Origin of the sequence: Streptomyces sp. NPDC101194, assembly GCF_044767885.1 — a bacterium.
In the GTDB taxonomy this organism is placed as follows: domain Bacteria; phylum Actinomycetota; class Actinomycetes; order Streptomycetales; family Streptomycetaceae; genus Streptomyces.
This window is the reverse complement of sequence record NZ_JBIWOS010000003.1, coordinates 220,417-240,119: the sequence shown is the minus strand read 5'-3', so window position 1 is coordinate 240,119 and position 19,703 is coordinate 220,417. Positions and strand designations below refer to the sequence as shown.

The window sequence follows — 19,703 nt, the reverse complement described above, 5'->3', positions numbered from 1 at the left end:
ACGCCCGAGGGCGATTCGGGCCTTACGGGGTCACGGTCGCCGTCGCGCCGCCCGACGCCTGGAGCCCGCCCGTGCGATAGGTCGCGGTGAGGGCGGCGCTGCCGGCGGCTCCGGCCGCCACAGTGACCGGAACCTTGATGTTCGCGCCCTGGCCCGGGTTCAGGGCGGGTACGGTCGTCTGCTTCGTCGTCCAGCCGGACGGCACGGTCAGATCGACGGTGCCCGCCCCGCGCCGCACGTCCATCCGGTTGACGACACGGACCGTCACCGTCGTGTCCGTGCCCGCCTTCAGGGGCGTGGGCGGGGTGATCGTGATGTCCGCACAGGTGCCGCCCAGCCACTTCAGATCGAACGAGGCGTACGTGATGTGCGTGTAGTCGGCGCGCTCGTAGAGCAGGCCGAGGCGACCGTCGGGGAGCCGGGTGAGCGTCGAGTAGGCCGCTGAGCCCGGGTCGACGACCTTCCTGATCGGCCAGGTCCTGCCGTTGTCGCAGGACATCTTCACCGTGAGGTTGCGCCGTGCCGAGGCGTCCTCCGTGTTGCTGAACAGCAGCCACGACGACTGCGGGTTCGACGCGGGGGCATCGGCGTTGTACCGGATCACCGACGCGTTGTTGGCCGGGTCGGTCAGCCGGGTGTCCTGGGTGAAGGGGGTGTAGTTGACGCCGCCGTCGGTGGAGTAGGCGATCGTCCGGTACGGCTTGGAACGGTTGTTGAGCATGATCCTGCCGTCGGACAGTTCGACGGTCTTGTTCTCGTCGCCCCCGGGACCGACCGGGTTGCCCATCTTCCAGGTCTCGCCGTGGTCGTCGCTGTACGCGCTGGCCGCGTAGTTGGCGCCGTCGACACGGACGGCGTACTGCTGGATGAGCCGGCCCCTGTACGCGCCCTGCCGCACCTGGATGCCCTCGCCGGAGGCCGCGAACATGCCCGCCCAGGCAGGGTTCTTGATCTGCTTGGTGATACGGCGATGGGTCCACGTCAGCCCGTCGTCGTCGGAGTAGCTGTAGTCGGCCTGGATGATGTTCGGGTCGTTCTCGTCGTTGCCGGTGCCGGAGCCGAAGAAGCCCTGGTTCACCGAGGCGGCGTAGAAGAGGAAGATCCGGCCGGTGATGCGGTCGACGAGCAGGCTGGGGTCGCCGTAGCCCTGGGGCGCGGCATCCTTGCGGACCACCTGCTGCGGCTGCCAGGTCGCACCGCCGTCGGTGCTGCGGCGCAGCACGACGGAGATGTTGCTCGGCAGGTCGCCGAGGGTGGGGCGGGCGTCGTAGGCCGCGAGGACCGTGCCCTTCGTCGAGGTGGTGAGCGCCGGGATGCGGTAGTGGGGCGAGCCCACCCCGTCGACGGTCAGGTCCTGGAAGGTCAGTTCACCGGGGGCGGGCGCCGCGCCGTGGGCGGTGCCGGCCGCGGTGGCCACCAGCAGGGCGGCGCTGAGCAGGGCGACGGAGACTTTTCGCTGCATGGACGATCTCTCTTCTCGGAAGGAGTGGTGCTTCTCGGAAGGGCGGGGACTCGGTGGAACACCCCGCGGAGCGGGGAAGGGCCCGCCGGGCGGGGCGCGGGGAACAGCCGGTGTCGCGCTACGGGACGCGCAGCGAGCAGACCCGGCTGCCGATGTCGAAGACCCGCAGATCTTTGATCATTTTCAGGGCGAGGCGGTGGTGGCCCCGCTCGTTCGGGTGGAGTCCGTCATTGAGCAGGGAGAGCGGGACCTGACCGCCGTTGCCGCCGAGCCAGTCGGTGTGGTGGTCGACGAACACGACGCTCTCCTGCGCCGCGACCTCGCCCATGACCTGCGCGTACCGCGAAAGACCCACTCTGCCGGGCCACTTCGCGGGGTCGACGGGGTTCGGCGACTGGAGCACCGGAACGGGTGCGCCGGGCAGCGCGCGCACCGAGCGCACCAGCGAGACGAGGTTCGCCCGGTAGACCTCCGGGCCGAGGCCGGCCGTCGCGACGTCGTTCGTACCGATCATGATCGAGACGACCTTCGGGGAGAACGCGGTGACCCGTTCGCCGAACCGGGCGACGAGTTCGGCGCCGGTGGCGCCGCTCACGCCGGAGTCGATCACGAAGTCCCGGTTCTTCGGCTTGCCCAGTTCCCAGCGGACCCGCTCCGTCCAGTGCTCCGGATAGCTGCGCCGGCCGTTGGTGTGCAGGGCGCCGTGGGTGATGCTGTCGCCGGTGACGACCCAGGTGGCGGGCGTGTCGCTGTTGAGGATCGTGGAGATCCGGCCCAGGTCGGCGAGGTCGGGGCGGGGGCTCTGCGCGATCAGCTCGGACTCGTCGAGCACCCGGTCCCAGACCGCGGCCCGTTCGATCGTGCCGGTGCAGAACCACTCGCCACCGGGGTGGTCGCTGTCGAGATTGCGTCCGAGGGCGAGTGCGCTCAGCCCGGAGGCATGGCCGAAGAAGGAGTGCTGGGCCGTCTCGAACACCGTCCGCCCGCCGGCGTGGAGCCGGGTGCCGGAGGCGTCGACGGTGACGGCGACGGTGTGGCGCAGACCGTCGTCGTACCGTGTCCTGGTCATGACATTGATGAGCACGGCGCCCCGGTCGCGCACGGAGAACTGCAGGGCGCCGCCCGACAGGTTGAGCGTGATGTTGGAGGAGGGGACGGTCGGGTCCGAGGCGCTGATCAGCGTCATCGCCTCGTTGTAGCTGGTGGTGCGGAAGGTGACGACGATGGTCCCCGTGGTGAGCGGGGCGAGTGCACCGATCCGGTTCGACAGGTCGACGTACTCGCTGCCGTCCAGGTCCACCGGGGTGTCGTGGTCCAGGAGCGGGCCGCTGCGCGCGGTGGCGAAGGCCCGGCTGCCGAGCTGGGTGCCCAGGGCCGCCGCCCCGGCGGCGAGGAGCATGGATCGTCTGCGCACGGAAGAACCTCCGGTCAGGAGTGACGGACCCGCCCCGACGACGGGTCTGCGAACAGGGCTTGCACCCAAGCCAGTTGCTCCCGCTGGTGATGTGCCGCGCCGCCCTCGTGCCCGTTGAACTCGTAGACCCGGACGTCCTTCGCTCCCGCGTAGTGGTTGTAGGCGGTGAAGCAGGTGGAAGGCGGGCAGATCTCGTCCATCATCGCGATCGAGAACAGTGCGGGAGCGGTGGCACGGGTGGCGAGCAGTGCGGCATCGAAGTGCGCCAGGGTGGTGAACACCGTCCCGGCGCGATCGCGGTGGAGCTTCAGATACTCGGCGATCTCGGTGTACGGCGGCCGGCCCGAAATCTCCGCGGCCCGCCGGAAGTTGCAGAGGAACGGCACATCCGGCATCACCCCGGCCAGCCCCGGCACAAGACCCGACACGGCCAGGGCGATGCCGCCGCCCTGGCTGACCCCGGTGACGACGATCCGGTCGGGATCGACCTCGGGGTGGGCGCGCATCGCCTCGACGCAACGCACCGCGTCGGTGAACACCCGCCGGTAGTAGTACGTTTCGGGGCTCTCGATGCCGCGGGTGACGAAGCCGGGTACGGTGCCTGCCGCTCCGGCGTCCGTATCGGCGGTGGAGCCGGACGCGGCCGACCAGCCCTGACCGCGGGTGTCCATGATCAGATGCGCGTATCCGGCGGACACCCAGAGCAGGTTCTCGTGGGCGAAGCCGCGTCCGCGACCGTAGCCGAGGAACTCGACGACGCAGCCGAGCGGGCCGGTGGATCCGGCGGGCAGGTGCAGCCAGCCATGGACCGGTCGTCCGGCGAAGCCGGGCAGTGTCACATCGTACGTACGGATCCGGGCGAGCCCGGTATCGACGGGTGCGAACACCGGCTGTCCCGCCGGACCGGTTCCGTCGACCGCGGGTGTCGCGCCCAGGGTGCTCGACCAGAAGGCGTCGAAACCCGCCGGAACAGGCAGTTCGGGCCGGTAGCCGAGGCAGTCGGCGAGTGAGAGGTCCGTCAACGGCATGGAGGTGCCCTCCTGGGGTGCAACCGCGGTGCTGAACGCTGGACATCGAGACAGAAGACGTCAGATGTCCTATCGGCACACGGACCCTAGGCAGCCCTCGCGGCAACCGTCAAGGGCCCCACCCCGCCCGGATCCGCCCCGGTGGGGCCCTGGAGTCGCGGCGCTCCGGGAGGAGCGGCGGTCGGGTCAGTCGGAGGTGTTGTCGCGGGCGCGGGCTTCCGAGATCCGGCGTCTGACCGGGGCGTAGTGCTCACCGAGTGCCTTGAGGAAGCCGCCGATGTCCCCGGCCCGCGCGGCGTCCACGATGTTCTGATGCGCCGCGATCGTCGCCATCTCGTCGGCGTGCGTGAATCCGTCGAGGTGGGGCGCGACGATCGTGTACACGTCCCAGAACGCCATCGAGAGCTGGCCGATGAGGTCATTGCCGAGCGGGGCGACGAGCAGGGCGTGGAAGGCCCGGTCCGCCTCCACGAAGCCGTGCCCGTCCTGCGCGCCGGTCTCGCGCATGGTGGCGACCAGTCCGTCCAGTGCGTCGAGCTGCTCCGGGCTGAGCAGCGAGACGATCCGGTCGGCCATCCCGCGCTCGAAGAGCTCACGCACGTCGACGAGGTCGGCCATCACCTGGAAGTCGTCGTCGGGGGAGAGCAGGCCGCGGAAGGTCAGGCTCTCCACCAGTGCGGACAGGCTCAGCCTGCCCACGTACGTGCCGTGTCCGTGCCTCACCTCCACGATGTCCAGCGCGTTGAGGATCTTGACCGCCTCGCGGACGCTGGAGCGGCTGGCGCCGAGGGCCTCGCACAGGGCCGGCTCGGTGGGCAGCGGATCTCCGGGGCGGAGTCGCTTCTCGAGGATGTAGCGCTTGATGCCCTCGACGACTTCCTGCCGAAGCAGCTGCCGGCCGGGCCTCGTACCGGACATATGTGAACTCCCCACCTCTTGACCCCTCTCGATTGTCAAGCTACGTTCCCACGCTATCAAGGCATCAGACATCTGACGTCTGATGCTTTGGCTTCCTGATCCCCGTGATCCCTGCGTTCCCACGCCTGTTCCCACCCCTACGTTCCACGTTCCTGGAGGACCCGTGCCCGAGCTGAGACCAGCCGGTGTCGAGCGCCGCACCTTCCTGCGTTACACCAGCGCCGTCGGTGCGGCGGCCGCCATCACGGCGAGCCTTTCCGCCTGTGGCGGACCGTCATCGACCGCCGAAGGCGCGGCGGGCAAGGGCAGTGGCAACGGCCTCATCGAGGCCGGTCTCTCGTACCCCCTGTCGACCGGCTTCGACCCGATGATCACCTCGGGCGCGACTCCGTACGCCGCCAACATGCACATCTTCGAAGGCCTCGTGGATCTCGATCCCGCAACGCTCGTGGCCCGCCCCGCGCTCGCCACCGAGATGCCGAAGAAGATCAACGCCACCACCTACCGGGCCACGCTCCGCAAGGGCGCGACCTTCCACGACGGGTCGGCCGTCACCGCCGACGACGTGGTGTTCAGCTTCGAGCGCATCCTGGACCCGAAGAACGCCTCGCTCATGGCGCAGTTCGTGCCCTTCATCGACACGGTGAAGGCCGTCGACGCCGGCACGGTCGAGTTCAAGCTCAAGTACCCCTTCGCGCTCTTCCCGTCCCGCATAGCCGTGGCCCGGATCGTCCCGAAGAAGATCGTCGAGCCCGACCCCAAGGCCTTCGACGCCAAGCCGGTCGGTTCGGGGCCGTACAGGTTCGTCGAGGCGACCCGGGAGGACAAGATCGTCTTCGAGGCGTACGACAAGTACAACGGCGCCCACCCGGCCAAGGCCAAGAAGATGATCTGGCGCCTGATGTCGGACCAGTCGGCACGGGTCAGTGCCATGGAGTCCGGACGGGTCCAGGCCATCGAGGACGTCCCCTACATCGACGTCAAGCGCCTCGCAGGCTCCTCGAAGACCGAGTCCGTGCAGTCCTTCGGCCTGCTCTTCCTGATGTTCAACACCGCCGACAAGCGGTTCGCCGACAAGCGCGTGCGCCAGGCGCTGCACTACGCGCTGGACACCGAGAAGATCATCTCCACCGCCATGGTCGGCAACGCCGCCCCGGCCACCGGATACGTCCCCGCCACCCATCCCGACTACCACAAGGCCGCCACGGTCTACACGCACGACGTGGCCAAGGCGAAGCAACTGCTCGCCGACGCGGGCGCCAAGAACCTCTCCTTCACCGTCCTCACCACCGACACCGGATGGGTCAAGGACATCGCCCCGCTGCTGAAGGAGAGCTGGGAGGCGGCGGGCGTCAAGGTCACCCTCGACATCGCCCAGTCCCCGGCCCAGTACGCCAAGATCGACAAGGGCGCCTTCGAGGTGCTGGTCGCCCCCGGCGACCCGTCCGTCTTCGGCAACGACGCCGACCTCCTGCTGCGCTGGTTCTACTACGGCTTCTGGCCCGAAAGCCGTTACGGCTGGGGCAAGTCCGAGGCGTACAAGAAGGTCAGGCAGACCCTCGACAAGGCCGCCCGGGCCGCCGACGAGGCGAAGCGCAAGGAGCTGTGGGGCGAGGTCACCGACCTGGTCGCCGACGAGGCCGCGCTCTACCCGGTCCTCCACCGCAAGCTGCCCACGGCCTGGAACGAGAAGGCCTTGCCCGGTTTCAAGCCGCTGCCCACCACGGGCCTGTCCTTCCTGGACGTCAGCCGCGCCTGACCGGCTGCTGCCCCGGCTTCGGCCCCCGCCCCGGCGCCCGATCGTCCGGTCCGGGACATCTCCTCGCCTCAGGTGTCCCGGACCGTCAGCCCGCCCAACCGCAAGGAACCCGACGATGGTTGCTTTTCTCCGGCTCGCGCTGCGCCGCGTCGCGATGATGCCGGTGATGATCCTCGGCATCGCGCTGCTCGTCTTCGTGGTGCTGCAGTTCTCGCCGGTCGACCCGGCCTTCAACGCGCTCGGGGAGAGCGCCACCCCTGAGGCCCGTGCGGCGTTCGCCGAGGCCAACGGTCTCGACGACCCGCTCCCGGTCCGCTACTTCCACTTCCTCGGTCAGCTGCTCCACTTCGACCTCGGGACGACCGTCCCGCCGAGCCAGCCCGTACTCGACCGGATCACGGCCGCCTTTCCGCTCACGCTCCAGCTGACCCTCCTCGGGCTGGTCCTCGCGGTGGTCCTGGCCGTCCTGTTCGGTGTGGTCGGCGCCATGTACCGGGACCGCTGGCCCGACCAGCTGTTCCGGGTGCTCTCCATGGCCGGGGTCGCCATCCCGTCGTTCTGGCTCGGCGTGCTGCTCATCCAGCAGTTCGCACTGAACACCCGGATCTTCCCGACCGGTGGATACACCAACCCCGCCGACTCGGTCGGCGGCTGGCTCACCACCATGGCGCTGCCCGCGATCTCGCTCGCGCTCCCGGTCTCCGCCTCCCTCGCCCGACTCGTACGGACCTCGATGGTCGCCGAACTCGACCGCGACTACGTCCGTACGGCCCGCGGCAACGGCCTGCCGCCGCTGCTGGTGATCCGCTCGGTGCTGCGCAACGCGCTCGTCACTCCGCTGACCGTGCTCGGCATCAAGGTCGGATACATGCTCAGCGGCGCGGTCGTCATCGAAGCGATCTTCGACCTGCCCGGCATGGGCAAACTCATCCTCGAAGGTGTCACCGGGGGCGACGTCGCCCTGGTCCAGGGCACCGTACTGACCATCGCCATCGCCTTCCTGGTGGTCAACGTCATCGTCGACCTGCTCTATCTGCTGGTCAACCCGCGCATCAGGACGGTGTGACATGTTCGCCACCGGCCGTCTGGCCAACAAACTGTCCCGACCGGGCATCGCGTTCCGCGCCCTCCCGGTCACCTCCCGCATCGCCCTCGGCGTACTGATCGTCGTCGTCCTCGGCGCCGTCCTCGCCCCGTGGTTCACCCAGAACCCACTGACCACCGGCACCCCGGTCCAGGCCCCCGGCGGGGCCCACTGGTTCGGCACCGACCGGGCCGGCCGGGACGTCTTCGCCCGGGTCGTGCACGGCGCGCGCTACTCGCTGATCATCGGCCTCGGCGCGACCGCCTGCGCCCTCGTCGCAGGCGCCCTGCTCGGCTCGCTCGCCGCCACCTCGCGCAGGCTCGGTGACGAGTCCGTCATGCGCACGCTCGACGTGGTGATGTCGTTCCCGCCGATCGCATTGGCCGCCGTCCTCGTCGCGGTCTTCGGAACCAGCATCCCGGTGATCATCTTCACCATCGCCTTCGTCTACACCCCCTCGTTGGCGCGCGTGGTCCGCGCCAACGTGCTGTCCCAGTACGGCGAGGACTACGTCGCCGCCGAGAAGGTCATCGGTGCCCGACGCGGCTACATCGTGCTCCGCCACGTCGCCGTCAACTGCATGGCCCCGGTCATGGTGTTCGCGACCGTCATGGTCGCCGAGGCGATCATCTTCGAGGCCAGCCTCTCCTTCATCGGCGCCGGGGTGCAGGACCCCGACCCGAGCTGGGGCAGCGTCCTCGCCTACGGTCGGCAGATCCTCCTGGCCGGCGGCTGGTGGGCCACCTTCTTCCCCGGTCTCGCTCTGCTGATCACCGTACTGGCGCTCAACATCCTCTCCGAGGGCCTCACCGATGCCTCCGCCGCGCCCAAGAGCGCCAAGGCGGCCGTCGACCCCGCCACGAACCCCGCACCCGACCCGGTCGAGGCCACCTCCGCCGTGGACATCGACGCCGCCCTCACCGAGCTCGCGGACCGCGTCAACGCCACCGAGCCGTCCATCAACCCGGTACGGAAGGACGCCGCCGAGCTGCTCGTCGTACGGGACCTGGCGATCCGCTTCCCCGACCGCTACGGCCCGGTCCCCGTCGTCGACTCGCTGAACTTCACCGTCCACGAGGGCGAGACCCTCGGCCTGGTCGGCGAGTCCGGCTGCGGCAAGTCCATCACCAGCCTCGCCGTCATGGGCCTGCTCGCCCGCAACGCCGAGGTCAGCGGCGAGATCCTGTACCGGGGCCGGGACCTGCTCAAGCTCTCCCCGAAGGAACGCCGTGCCCTGATGGGCCCGGAGATCGCGATGGTCTACCAGGACGCGCTCTCCTCGCTCAACCCCTCGGTCCTCGTCGGTACCCAGCTACGGCAGCTCACCTCGCGCGGCGGTACCAAGTCCCCCGCCGAACTCCTCGAACTCGTCGGTCTGGCACCCGAACGCACCTTGCGCAGCTACCCCCATGAGCTCTCCGGCGGGCAGCGCCAGCGCGTCCTGATCGCCATGGCGCTCTCCCGCAACCCCCGCCTGCTCATAGCTGACGAACCGACCACCGCCCTCGACGTCACCGTCCAGGCCCAGGTCGTGGAACTCCTCGTCGAACTGCGCGACGAACTCGGCTTCGCCATGGTCCTCGTCTCGCACGATCTCGCGCTCGTCGGCGACCTCGCGCACCGTGTCGCCGTGATGTACGCGGGGCGTCTCGCCGAGATCGGCGCCACCCGTTCCGTGCTCACCGACCCCGCCCACCACTACAGCCGGGGTCTGCTGGGATCGGTCGTCTCCCTGGAGGCGGGCGCGGACCGGCTGCACCAGATCCGCGGCATCGTCCCCGCACCGCAGGGCTTCGGCACCGGCTGCCGGTTCGCCTCGCGCTGCGCCGCGGCCACCGAACCGTGCCGCACCACCGCACCCGAACTCACCGCACGCGGTGCCGCGAAGGACCACGGCTTCGCCTGCCACCACCCGGCGAAGGCCGCACAGCTGGAAGGGAGCGCCCTGTGATCAGGCTCGACGGCGTCCACGTACGCCACAAGGCACGCAGCGGCGGAATCCTCCGTCGTGATGCGGTGCACGCCCTCACCGACGCCACCCTGGAGGTCGAGCGCGGCGAGATCGTCGGCCTCGTCGGTGAGTCCGGCTGCGGCAAGTCCACTCTCGCCCGGGTGCTGACCGGTCTCCAGAAGCCCACCGAGGGCGAGGTCCGCTTTCACGGCCGCGACCTGTGGGCGATGTCCGCCGCACAGCGCCGCGACGAGTTCGGCTCCGCCGTCGGCGTCGTCTTCCAGGACCCGTCCACCGCCCTCAACCCCCGGCTCACGGTCCGCCAGATCCTGCGCGACCCCCTCGACGTGCACCGGCGGGGCAGCCGGGACGCGCGTGAGGCACGCGTCGAGGAACTCCTCGACCTGGTCGGCCTGCCCGGCCACACGCTCGCCGCGCTGCCCGGACAGCTCTCCGGCGGGCAGCGCCAGCGCGTCGCCATCGCCCGTGCCCTGGCCCTCGAACCGGAACTGATCGTCGCCGACGAACCGACGTCCGCCCTGGACGTCTCCGTCCGCGCCCAGGTCCTCAACCTCCTCGTCGACCTCCGCGAACGCCTGGGCCTCGGCATGGTGTTCATCTCGCACGACATCCAGACCGTGCGCTACCTCGCCGACCGCCTCGCCGTGCTCTACCTCGGCCGGATCGTCGAGGAGGGGCGGGCGTCCGATGTCGCGGGCGCCCCCGTGCACCCGTACACCGAGGCGTTGCTGTCGGCCACCCCCAGCCTGCTGGAGACCACCGAACGGATCGTGCTCACCGGCCCGGTCCCCTCGGCCACCAACCCGCCGTCCGGCTGCCCGTTCCGCACCCGCTGCTGGAAGGCGGACGACGCCTGCGCCACGGTCTTCCCCACGGAGTCCTTCGGACCGGGGGAACACCGCTGGCACTGCGTCCACCCCCGTAGCCAGGCCGACCCCACCGGGGACCGGCCGCCCGCACCATCCGCAAGGAGCACCGCATGACCGTCCGCACACCCCGCTATTGCGGAGTGATCCCGCCCGTCGTCACCCCGCTCACCGCGGACGGCGAGATCGATCGGCCCTCCTTGGAGAGGGTCGTGGAGCATCTGCTCGACGGAGGCGTCAGCGGTCTGTTCGCCCTCGGCAGCTCCGGCGAGACCGCCTATCTGACTCCCGGTCGGCAGGACGAGGTCATCGAGGTCGTCACGGCCGCCTGCGCCGGCCGGGTCCCGGTCCTCGTCGGGGCGATCGAGACCACCACCGACCGGGCGATCGAGCGGGCCCGCGCCGCCGAGGCGCTCGGTGCCGACGCCGTCGTCGTCACCGCCCCCTTCTACACACGCACGCACCACACCGAGATCGACCGTCACTTCCGGGACGTCGCCGCCTCGCTCGACGTGCCGCTCCTCGCGTACGACGTGCCGGTCTGCGTCCACAGCAAACTCGACCCCGAACTGCTGCTGCCACTGGCCGCGGACGGTGTGCTGGCCGGTGTGAAGGACTCCAGCGGCGACGACGCCTCGTTCCGGCGCCTGATCATCGGCGCCCGCGAGCTGCCGGAGTTCTCCGTGCTCACCGGGCACGAACTGGTCGTGGACGCGATGATGCTCGCCGGGGCCGACGGCTCCGTCCCCGGGCTCGGCAATGTGGACCCGCACGGATACGTACGTCTCCACGAGGCCTCGGCACGGGGTGACTGGGCCGCTGCCGCGGCCGAGCAGGACCGCCTCGTCGCGCTCTTCGACATCGTCCGCGCCGCCCGTCCCGGCACGGCCTCGGCCACCGCCGCGGGCCTCGGCGCGTTCAAGACGGCTCTCATGCTGCGCGGAATCATCGCCACCCACGTGATGAGCCCGCCGATGCGCCCACTGGACGCCGCCGAGACCGCCACGATCGCCGCCTGCCTCGACCGCGCGGGGCTCTCCCGGGTCTGAAAGGTTCCGAAGAACGCACAAGGGTGCGTGGGTACAGCCCCGGCTGTACCCACGCACCTGTCTGTTTCCGCCCGCTGCGCAGGGCCTCTCGGCCGGATCACGCCGGGCGCGCGTGCCTCAGTTCTGCGTGGCGCGGGCGCGGGTGCGGCGGAGCAGCAGGGCTCCGCCGAGCACCATCGCGGCGCTCGCCCCGCCTGCCAGACCCAGGTTGGTGTCGGCACCCGTGTGCGCCAGCTGCGCGGTGACCGTACCCCCGGAGGTGGGCGTGGGCTCATTGCCGGTCCGCGTCTCATCGGTGACGGGCGTGACCGGCGGCGTGACCACCGGGGGCGTGACCGGCGGGGTGACGACCGGCGGTGTGACCGGAGGTGTGACGACCGGCGGTGTGACGACCGGCGGTGTGACCGGGGGCGTCACGACCGGGGGTGTGACCGGAGGCGTGACCACGGGGGGTGTGACCGGGGGCGTCACGACCGGGGGTGTGACCGGGGGGGTGACCGGAGGCGTGACCACCGGCGGCTCGGTGCCCGGCCCGCTCGCGTTCTCGCACCCGTTGCCGAAGGCGGGGTTCAGCGCTCCGACGACATCGACGGAGTTGCCGCACGCGTTGACCGGCACGTCCACGGGAACCTGGACGAGGTTGCCGGACAGCACACCGGGAGAGTCGGTCGCGGTGCCCTCGGCGCTCGCCCCCTGGCCCCGACCGCCGTTCGCGCTGCCGGACTGGTTCTCGCACTTGTTGCCGAACGCGGGATTGAGCAGCCCGATCACATTCACCGTGTTGCCGCACAGGTTGACCGGAACGTGCACCGGCACCTGAACGGCGTTGCCCGAGCCGACGCCTGGCGAACCGACGGCGGCGCCATCGGCGGAGGCGTCCGCGAACGCGTATCCGCCGGCCGTGGTCAGGATGCCTGACGCCGCGGCCATCACCAGCACGCTCTTACTCAAGGCTTTTCGCATTGATTGCCCTTTCTTAGGACACCTCGCGCGAGCGGATCGCTCGCAGTTCATTCACCGGGCAATGGGGCTCGTGCCGGGGCGTCACCCCGAGCCCGAGCCACCCGCCCGGTGACACCCATAACGAGGAGATGTTGTCGAAGAAACGCGTAATTCGTGGAAGTCTTGTGATCACTCGGACGGGCTACGCACATATGTCCAACCCGATTGCCGGGCTCCGCATTTCGGGTCTCCGGCTCGGCATGACGAGCGAGTCGTTGACGCTCTCACAATTCTTCGGCACGCGCATGCTCGAGCGGCAGCCGTGACGCCACTTCGCACTGTTGTCCGCGCGATCTCGGCATTCGAGTGAAAGGAGAGAACCAAACGTCCGGTCGCGAGTTGGGCAGGGGGCTCCGGTACTACGGGGCATCGAGTACGAGAAGGGTTAATCGTGATCAAGAAGGTTCTGGCCACGGGTGCTGTGGCCGCCTCCATCCTCGGCCTGGGCGCGACGCAGGCCATGGCGATCGGCGACGACGGCGGTACGACCTCGGTCAACGGCAACGGAGCCTCGCAGTCCTTCGGCAACGCCGAGACCCACGGTGACGGCAGCCCGCAGTTCGGCCTGGTCCAGGGCAGCCTGAACAAGCCCTGCATCGGCCTGCCGGCCAAGGTCAACGCCGGCTCGCTCGTCGGCCTGGTCCCGGTCGCGGTCCAGGACGTCAACGTGCTGGCCTCGCCGCAGAACCAGCAGTGCACGGAGAACTCCACCCAGGCCAAGGGTGACGAGCCGCTCTCGCACATTCTGAGCAACATCCCGGTGCTCTCCGGCAACGGTACCGGCAACAGCTGATCCAGCCGCAGTGACAGGCCCGGGCCGTCGGCGTTCCTCCTCCGCGCGGCCCGGGCCCGCTGCTGTCGTTTCCCGCTGTGGACGTATCGGATTCTCCGGTGATCTCGTCCATGGCGGCGAGCGATCGATGTTGCGTCATTCGGGCGGTTTTTCGAGAATTTTCTTCTCGGAGGGTTTCGCCTACGGTTTTAAATCGTTACGAATTGCAGCGGCGGAGCTACGAGCGATCAGGACCGCGCTCGTGCGGCACGAAAGACGTGGCCGCTCCGGACTCCGTCAAAGAAAGGGATCAAAGTGAAGTACACCAAGGTTGCCGCCATCGCCGCCGGAACCCTGATGGCGATGGGTGCCGCCGCGCCCGCGTTCGCCGACTCCGGCGCCGAGAGCAGCGTCACCAACTCCCCGGGCGTTCTGTCCGGAAACAATGTCCAGGTCCCGGTCCACATTCCGCTGAACGTCTGCGGCAACACGATCTCCGTCATCGGCCTGCTGAACCCCGCGTTCGGCAGCAACTGCGCCAACACCTGATCTCTGGCCGGTCGCGCCGAACGCTCGACCCCGAAGGCCCCGGAACGCATCCGATGCGATCCGGGGCCTTCCCCGTTTTCTGCGATCGTTCGAGTTTCCGCCGAGAAATTGCGATCCCGTCCAGTTGCCGTGTCGCAACCACATCGTTACCCAAGGTGGAAGCGGCAGAAGTCACAGCCAAAGAAGGCTGGTGCGGCGCGGAATAGCGACCGAAACGTATGCCGCTGCAGAAGGGATCCTGAAAGTGAAGTACGCGAAGTCCGCTGCGCTCGTTGCCGGTTCCGTGGTCGCGCTCGGAACGGCTGCTCCCGCCTTCGCCGTTACCACCGCCACGGCCCCCGATTTCAGCCTCAACGGCGGCATCAACCAGGTGGTGGAAAGCGCGCCGCAGGCTGTCGACCCGGTCGTCGACTCGGTCGGCGGCGCCGCCGACGCGATGCAGAAGAAGGGCGGCGTCACCGAACTGGCCGGTCAGGCCACCGGTGCGGCCGAGGGGGCGGCCCCGCTGATGGGCAGCCTGCCGCTCGGCGGTTGATCCGTCGCGCCACGGTGCTCCCGGCTCGTCCGGGGAGTATGGGAATTCCTCCGGCGCCGGACATTCGGCAAACCGTCTGCCGGTAGAAGAATCGTTCGAGTGAATTGGCACAACCATTCCTGTCGCCGTGAGTTGATCAGCGCGCTCCGGACAGGCGAGCAGAAGAAGAACCAGAAGGGCTATTTCATGATCAAGAAGATTATGGCCTCGGCAGCCGTCGCTGCTTCGATCGTCGGTGTCTCCGCCGCGATCGCCCCGCAGGCCATGGCCGTCGGCAACGACGGTGGTACGACGTCGTACAACGGCAACGAAGCCGTCCAGTCGTACGGCAACTCCGCCACCCACGGTGACTGGAGCCCGCAGTTCGCGCTCATCCAGGGCTCGCTCAACAAGCCCTGCGTCGCCCTGCCGGCCAAGGCCAACGTCGGTTCGGTCCTCGGTGCCGTTCCGGTCTCGGTCCAGGACATCAACGTGCTGGCCTCGCCGCAGAACCAGCAGTGCACGGAAAACTCCACCCAGGCCAAGGGTGACGAGGCCCTGTCGCACATCCTGAGCGGCATTCCGGTCCTGTCCGGCAACGGCACCGGCAACAACTGAGGACCGTCCGGCTCCGGCCGCTCGGCGTCGACTGCTCGGACCTGCCGAGGACGGCGCGACGCGCGGCATTCGGCCCGCCTGCCCGCAGTGCGTGATACGACGTGGGGTCGGCACATACACGAGGCAGCCGTTCTTCGGCGGCCCGGATGCGCCGGCCCCACGTCGTGCGTCCGGGATGCCGTCGGCCCCTCGAAGGGGCGGGCGCACTGGGCCGGTTGCCGTAGTGACGGCGGGCGATGCCGACGCACCGGGTAGGGGCCCTGCATGGACCAGTACGACAGCCAGCGGCCCCGCGGCCGGCAACGGCCCGCACAGGACGCCACACCCATCTACGACCGACTGCTCGCCGAATGGCAGGCGGCCCACGGCGGCCCGGAGCAGAGCCCTTCAGCACGGCCGGGCCGCCCCTGTGCGGGGAGCCGTGTCCCCGCCGCCCGTACCTCCGAAGAAGCCGTCGACGGGTGAGAAGGGGGTGTCGAACTCACGCCGGACCGAACCCGTTTGGGTGGTGCTGCGGAACTCGCGCCCCGGTGGCGGGTTGATCAGTACGTTCCACAACGGGACGCTCCGAAAGGTGACGCGTGATGAAGAAGATGATGGCCGGCGCGGCAGTGGCCGTGTCCCTGGTCGGTCTGTCCGCCGCCGTGGCCCCCGCGGCCATGGCGGTCGGCAACGACGAGGGCACCACGTCGGTCAATGGCAACGACGTCGTGGACTCGTTCGGCAACAGTGTGACCAGCGGCGCCGGCAGCCCGCAGGTCCAGCTCGTCCAGGGCACGCTGAACAAGGCCTGCGTGGGCGTTCCGCTCAAGGCCAACGCCGGTTCTCTGGTCGGTCTGCTCGTGCCGGTCGCGGTCCAGGACGTCAACGTCCTGCACTCGCCGCAGAACCAGCAGTGCGCCGACAACTCCACCCAGGCCAAGGGCGACGAGGCGCTGTCGCACCTCGTCGACGACATCCCGGTGCTCTCGGGCAACGGAATCGGCAACCACTGACATCCGGTCGAGTGCGGTGATCGCGGTCGGACGGCCTCCGTGATCACCGCGCTCCGGCGTGCGGTACGGCCGGGTGGTGTCGGGGGCGCGGCGCCCGGGGCCCGCACATGGCGATGCCCACCGCTCCACGGGGGGCGGTGGGCATCGCCATGTGCGGGTGGCGGCTCAGCCCAGGCCGCGTACCGGAAGGACGCAGTGCGCGGAGGTCGTGATGACCTCTTGGTCGGCTGCGAACGACCGCAGCAGTTCCTCACCGACCGCTCGGCCGGGCGTGCCCTGCGGCCAGGGGCGGGTGGCGAACATCGCGTTCACCTCGCCCCGTGCCTCGGCCGCGGCCAGCCACTCGGGCGGCGCCGGGTACTGGGCGGTGAAGTGAGGCAGTGTCAGGACCGCCTGGCCGGCCTGGACGAGCAGCTTCACGGGAAGACCGGGGGTCTCGGCCGCGTACACCGGACCGACGCCGACCGGCAGCCCGCTGCGGTCCAGGGCCACGCGCATGGCCGCCTCACCGGCGGCCGGGCCGTCCGTCCCGTCGCCCAGCGAGTAGACGAGCAGGAAGGCGACGTCGGGGCCGCCATCGGGGTGTCGGCCGCTCCACCCGATCAGTGTGATCGTGCCCAACTGGGCTTGTGTGAACGTGCCGGTGGCGGTCTGGGGTGAGGTCATGCTCGGCACCCTAACGGCCTGGTACCGGTCATTGTGCATGTGTATCACCTGATCGAGGGAGATCTACGGATATCTCGGAGAGCTGGGCCGAGGCGCTCTCCTCGCTGCGGCCCGAGGGCGCCGTGAAACAAATGTGTTGACGTCGCCTGATGGCCGGGGGCTAAGGTGTGACTCGTTCCGGACGACGGACAGGAGCTGTCGACCGGTGTCGACCTGCGCGTGAACCAGGAGGTGAGGACATTGATGACTGTCGTTGCGATGGGCGCTGCCCACAACCAGAAGAGCATCGTTCCCACCCCTGTGGCCGTCGGCTGACCTTCACTCAACTTTGCGCGCTCGAATGCGCGTTGCCGGGGCCACCCATTGAAGGGTTTCCCTTGTCTTTCCCGACCTCCTGGTCCTCTCCGTCCTTCTCCTCCTCTCTTCAGGGCCTCTCCGCGTCGCATCCGCTGTCCCCGTACGGCTGGGACGACGACTGGGCCGCCGTGTTCGCCCCGTACGCCGAACAGGGGCTGCTGCCCGGACGCGTGGTGCGGGTGGATCGCGGCCAGTGCGATGTCGTCACCGCGCACGGCACGCTCCGTGCCGACACCGCGTTCGTCGTTCCGCGCGATCCGATGCGGATCGTGTGCACGGGTGACTGGGTCGCCGTCGATCCCGACGGTGATCCGCGGTTCGTGCGGACGCTGCTGCCGCGGCGTACGGCCTTCGTCCGCTCGACCTCGTCGCAGCGCTCCGAAGGTCAGGTGCTCGCCACCAACGTCGACCACATCGCCATCTGTGTCTCGCTCGCCGTGGAACTGGACCTCGGGCGGGTGGAGCGCTTCCTCGCACTCGCCATGTCCAGTGCCGGCGGCGACGCGCTGCTGCGGGACGGGACGTCCGCCGCCGACGGCGCCGCCCAGCCGATCGTGGTGCTGACCAAGGCCGATCTGGTGCCGGACACGGCCACGCTGTCGTACCTCGTCCAGGACATCGAGGCCATCGCCCCCGGGGTGCAGGTGCTGCCCGTCAGCTCCGCCTCGGGGGAGGGGCTCGACGTGTTCGCCGCCATCGTCTCGGGTGGTACGAGCGTGCTGCTCGGGGCGTCCGGCGCGGGCAAGTCGACCCTCGCCAACACTCTGCTCGGCCGCGACGTGATGGAGGTGCAGGCCGCCCGTGATGTCGACGGCAAGGGCCGGCACACCACCACGACCCGCAATCTGCTGGTGCTGCCGTCCGGAGGCGTGCTGATCGACACCCCCGGCCTGCGCGGGGTAGGCCTCTGGGACGCGGAGACCGGCGTCGGCCAGGTCTTCTCCGAGATCGAGGAGCTGGCCGAGCAGTGCAGGTTCCACGACTGCGGCCACCGGTCGGAGCCCGGCTGCGCGGTGCTCGCCGCGATCGAGGACGGTTCGCTGCCCGAGCGGCGCCTCGACAGCTTCCGCAAGCTGCTCCGCGAGAACCAGCGCATCGTCGCCAAGACGGATGCCCGGGTGCGATCCGAGATGCTGCGTGAATGGAAGCGCAAGGGGGCCGAGGGCCGTGCTGCCATGGACGCGAAGCGGGGCCGGGTCCGGTAGGGCGCAACCGCCCGGTCGATGTCCGAAAGCCGCCAGTTCGCCACCCGGGGGTGCCGCACACTGGACGGTGTGATGGACGAACGCACCAGATACGAGGCGGTGAGCAGCCGCGACGCCCGTTTCGACGGGGAGTTCTTCTTCGCCGTCGAAACGACCGGCATCTACTGCCGGCCGAGCTGCCCAGCCGTCACCCCCAAGCGGAAGAACGTTCGCTTCTTCCCGACCGCGGCCGCCGCCCAGGGCAACGGCTTCCGGGCGTGCAGGCGCTGCCGACCGGATGCCGTGCCCGGTTCGGCCGACTGGAACGTGCGGGCCGATGTCGTCGGCCGCGCCATGCGGATGATCGGCGACGGCGTGGTCGACCGGGAGGGGGTGCCCGGTCTCGCCCACCGGCTCGGATACAGCTCACGTCAGGTGCAGCGGCAGCTCAACGCGGAGCTGGGTGCCGGACCCGTCGCGCTCGCCCGCGCCCAGCGGGCCCACACCGCGCGGGTCCTGCTCCAGACGACCGGGCTGCCCGTGACCGAGATCGCCTTCGCGTCCGGCTTCGCCAGTGTGCGGCAGTTCAACGACACGATCCGGCAGATCTACGCCCGCACGCCGAGCGCGCTGCGGACCGAGGCCGGAACGGGGCTGGGAACCGGGGTACGGGAGGCCCGCACCACCGGGATCCCGCTGCGGCTCGCCCACCGGCGGCCGTACGCCGCCCGCGAGGTCTTCGATCTCCTGGCCGATGAGGCGCTCGCCCGGATCGAGGAGGTCAGCGGGGAGCCCGGGGTCCGAACCTACCGGCGCACTCTGCGGCTGCCCTACGGCACCGGCATCGCGGCCGTGGACGAGCGGTCCGCCGGGTCCTGGCTGGAAGCCCGGATCCACCTCACGGACCTGCGTGATCTGACGACGGCCGTGCAGCGGCTGCGGCGGCTCTTCGACCTGGACGCCGACCCCTGCGCGGTCGACGAGCGGCTCGCCGCCGATCCGGCACTCGCACCGGGCGTCGCCGCCCGCCCCGGGCTGCGCTCACCGGGAGCCGCGGACCCCGAGGAGTTCGCCGTACGGACGCTGGCGGGCAGGGCCGGGGCGGAGCGGCTGGTCGAGATGTACGGGAAGGTCCTCGACATCCCCTGCGGCGGGCTCACGCATGTGTTCCCCGAGCCCGGGGCGCTGGCCGGCGCGGTGGACGAGCCGGTGCTGCGGGCACTGGTGGCCGCGCTCGCCGACGGGGACGTACGGCTCGACGCGGGCGCGGACCGCGAGGAGGCCGAGCAGGCGCTGCTGCGGCTGGGGATCGGTCCGGTCGCAGCAGCGCTCATCAGGATGCGGGCGCTCGGTGACCCCGACGTGGATCCGGAGGGGAGGCCGGAGTCGGAGCGGTGGCGGCCCTGGCGCTCGTACGCCGTGCGCCACCTGGGCCGCTGAGATCTGCTCGCGAGGCCGGGAGCCCGGGGAGGTGCCGGGCTCCCGGGCCGGGGC

General features: G+C 70.0%; 19 protein-coding genes. 13 read left to right on the top strand and 6 right to left on the bottom strand.

The window, feature by feature from the left end:
• Positions 1-22: 22 nt before the first annotated feature.
• The 4 genes from ACIRP2_RS14190 to ACIRP2_RS14175 form a co-directional block, all read right to left on the bottom strand.
• Complete coding sequence (locus tag ACIRP2_RS14190) at positions 23-1,462, bottom strand: exo-alpha-sialidase (RefSeq protein ID WP_404249909.1); 1,440 nt, start codon at positions 1,460-1,462, stop codon at positions 23-25.
• A gap of 118 nt (positions 1,463-1,580) precedes the next feature.
• Positions 1,581-2,876 (bottom strand): GDSL-type esterase/lipase family protein, encoded by a 1,296-nt coding sequence (locus tag ACIRP2_RS14185; protein ID WP_404249907.1) that lies wholly within the window; start codon positions 2,874-2,876, stop codon positions 1,581-1,583.
• 14 nt (positions 2,877-2,890) lie between these two features.
• Positions 2,891-3,904: an acetylxylan esterase gene (locus tag ACIRP2_RS14180; protein ID WP_404249905.1), complete on the bottom strand. Its 1,014-nt coding sequence runs from the start codon at positions 3,902-3,904 to the stop codon at positions 2,891-2,893.
• Between the two features lie 186 nt (positions 3,905-4,090).
• Positions 4,091-4,822 carry a FadR/GntR family transcriptional regulator gene (locus tag ACIRP2_RS14175; RefSeq protein ID WP_404249903.1) on the bottom strand — a complete coding sequence of 244 codons (732 nt, stop codon included), beginning with the start codon at positions 4,820-4,822 and terminating at the stop codon, positions 4,091-4,093.
• Between the two features lie 163 nt (positions 4,823-4,985).
• Between ACIRP2_RS14175 and ACIRP2_RS14170 the strand changes: the two genes are divergently transcribed.
• The 5 genes from ACIRP2_RS14170 (at position 4,986) to ACIRP2_RS14150 (ending at position 11,552) form a co-directional block, all read left to right on the top strand.
• Positions 4,986-6,581 carry an ABC transporter substrate-binding protein gene (locus ACIRP2_RS14170; RefSeq protein WP_404249901.1) on the top strand — a complete coding sequence of 532 codons (1,596 nt, stop codon included), beginning with the start codon at positions 4,986-4,988 and terminating at the stop codon, positions 6,579-6,581.
• Positions 6,582-6,696: 115 nt separating this feature from the next.
• The gene (locus tag ACIRP2_RS14165) at positions 6,697-7,647 is read left to right on the top strand and encodes an ABC transporter permease (RefSeq protein ID WP_404249899.1); all 951 of its coding nucleotides are present in this window, start codon (positions 6,697-6,699) and stop codon (positions 7,645-7,647) included.
• 1 nt (position 7,648) lies between these two features.
• Complete coding sequence (locus ACIRP2_RS14160) at positions 7,649-9,616, top strand: dipeptide/oligopeptide/nickel ABC transporter permease/ATP-binding protein (protein WP_404249897.1); 1,968 nt, start codon at positions 7,649-7,651, stop codon at positions 9,614-9,616.
• A complete protein-coding gene (locus ACIRP2_RS14155) occupies positions 9,613-10,620 on the top strand; it encodes an oligopeptide/dipeptide ABC transporter ATP-binding protein (RefSeq protein WP_404249895.1) in 1,008 nt (335 codons plus the stop codon). Before ACIRP2_RS14160 ends, ACIRP2_RS14155 begins: the two co-directional genes overlap by 4 nt.
• A complete protein-coding gene (locus tag ACIRP2_RS14150; RefSeq protein ID WP_404249893.1) occupies positions 10,617-11,552 on the top strand; it encodes a dihydrodipicolinate synthase family protein in 936 nt (311 codons plus the stop codon). The genes ACIRP2_RS14155 and ACIRP2_RS14150 overlap by 4 nt, the downstream gene beginning before the upstream one ends.
• Positions 11,553-11,669: 117 nt before the next feature.
• On the opposite strand, the gene ACIRP2_RS14145 is transcribed toward ACIRP2_RS14150, so the two are convergent.
• A complete protein-coding gene (locus tag ACIRP2_RS14145) occupies positions 11,670-12,515 on the bottom strand; it encodes a chaplin (RefSeq protein WP_404249891.1) in 846 nt (281 codons plus the stop codon).
• A 430-nt stretch (positions 12,516-12,945) separates the two neighbouring features.
• Between ACIRP2_RS14145 and ACIRP2_RS14140 the strand changes: the two genes are divergently transcribed.
• The 6 genes from ACIRP2_RS14140 (at position 12,946) to ACIRP2_RS14115 (ending at position 16,002) form a co-directional block, all read left to right on the top strand.
• A complete protein-coding gene (locus ACIRP2_RS14140) occupies positions 12,946-13,347 on the top strand; it encodes a rodlin (RefSeq protein WP_404249889.1) in 402 nt (133 codons plus the stop codon).
• 294 nt (positions 13,348-13,641) lie between these two features.
• Positions 13,642-13,875: a chaplin gene (locus ACIRP2_RS14135; RefSeq protein WP_404249887.1), complete on the top strand. Its 234-nt coding sequence runs from the start codon at positions 13,642-13,644 to the stop codon at positions 13,873-13,875.
• Between the two features lie 244 nt (positions 13,876-14,119).
• Positions 14,120-14,410 carry a hypothetical protein gene (locus ACIRP2_RS14130; RefSeq protein ID WP_404249885.1) on the top strand — a complete coding sequence of 97 codons (291 nt, stop codon included), beginning with the start codon at positions 14,120-14,122 and terminating at the stop codon, positions 14,408-14,410.
• A 186-nt stretch (positions 14,411-14,596) separates the two neighbouring features.
• Entirely contained in the window at positions 14,597-15,007 is a 411-nt protein-coding gene (locus tag ACIRP2_RS14125; RefSeq protein ID WP_404249883.1) for a rodlin, read from the top strand.
• A 264-nt stretch (positions 15,008-15,271) separates the two neighbouring features.
• Positions 15,272-15,472, top strand: coding sequence for a hypothetical protein (locus ACIRP2_RS14120; RefSeq protein WP_404249881.1), 201 nt, complete (start codon positions 15,272-15,274; stop codon positions 15,470-15,472).
• Between the two features lie 119 nt (positions 15,473-15,591).
• Positions 15,592-16,002, top strand: a complete 411-nt coding sequence (locus tag ACIRP2_RS14115; protein ID WP_404249879.1) for a rodlin — start codon at positions 15,592-15,594, stop codon at positions 16,000-16,002.
• Positions 16,003-16,167: 165 nt separating this feature from the next.
• Here the strand turns inward: ACIRP2_RS14115 and ACIRP2_RS14110 are convergent, their stop codons facing one another.
• On the bottom strand, positions 16,168-16,668 hold the full coding sequence (locus tag ACIRP2_RS14110) for a DUF5949 family protein (protein WP_404249877.1): 501 nt from the start codon (positions 16,666-16,668) through the stop codon (positions 16,168-16,170).
• A gap of 377 nt (positions 16,669-17,045) precedes the next feature.
• On the opposite strand from ACIRP2_RS14110, the gene rsgA reads away from it, so the two are divergent.
• Positions 17,046-18,230 carry a ribosome small subunit-dependent GTPase A gene (rsgA, locus tag ACIRP2_RS14105; protein ID WP_404249875.1) on the top strand — a complete coding sequence of 395 codons (1,185 nt, stop codon included), beginning with the start codon at positions 17,046-17,048 and terminating at the stop codon, positions 18,228-18,230.
• 72 nt (positions 18,231-18,302) lie between these two features.
• Positions 18,303-19,649, top strand: coding sequence for a DNA-3-methyladenine glycosylase 2 family protein (locus tag ACIRP2_RS14100; RefSeq protein ID WP_404250827.1), 1,347 nt, complete (start codon positions 18,303-18,305; stop codon positions 19,647-19,649).
• Positions 19,650-19,703 lie beyond the last annotated feature (54 nt).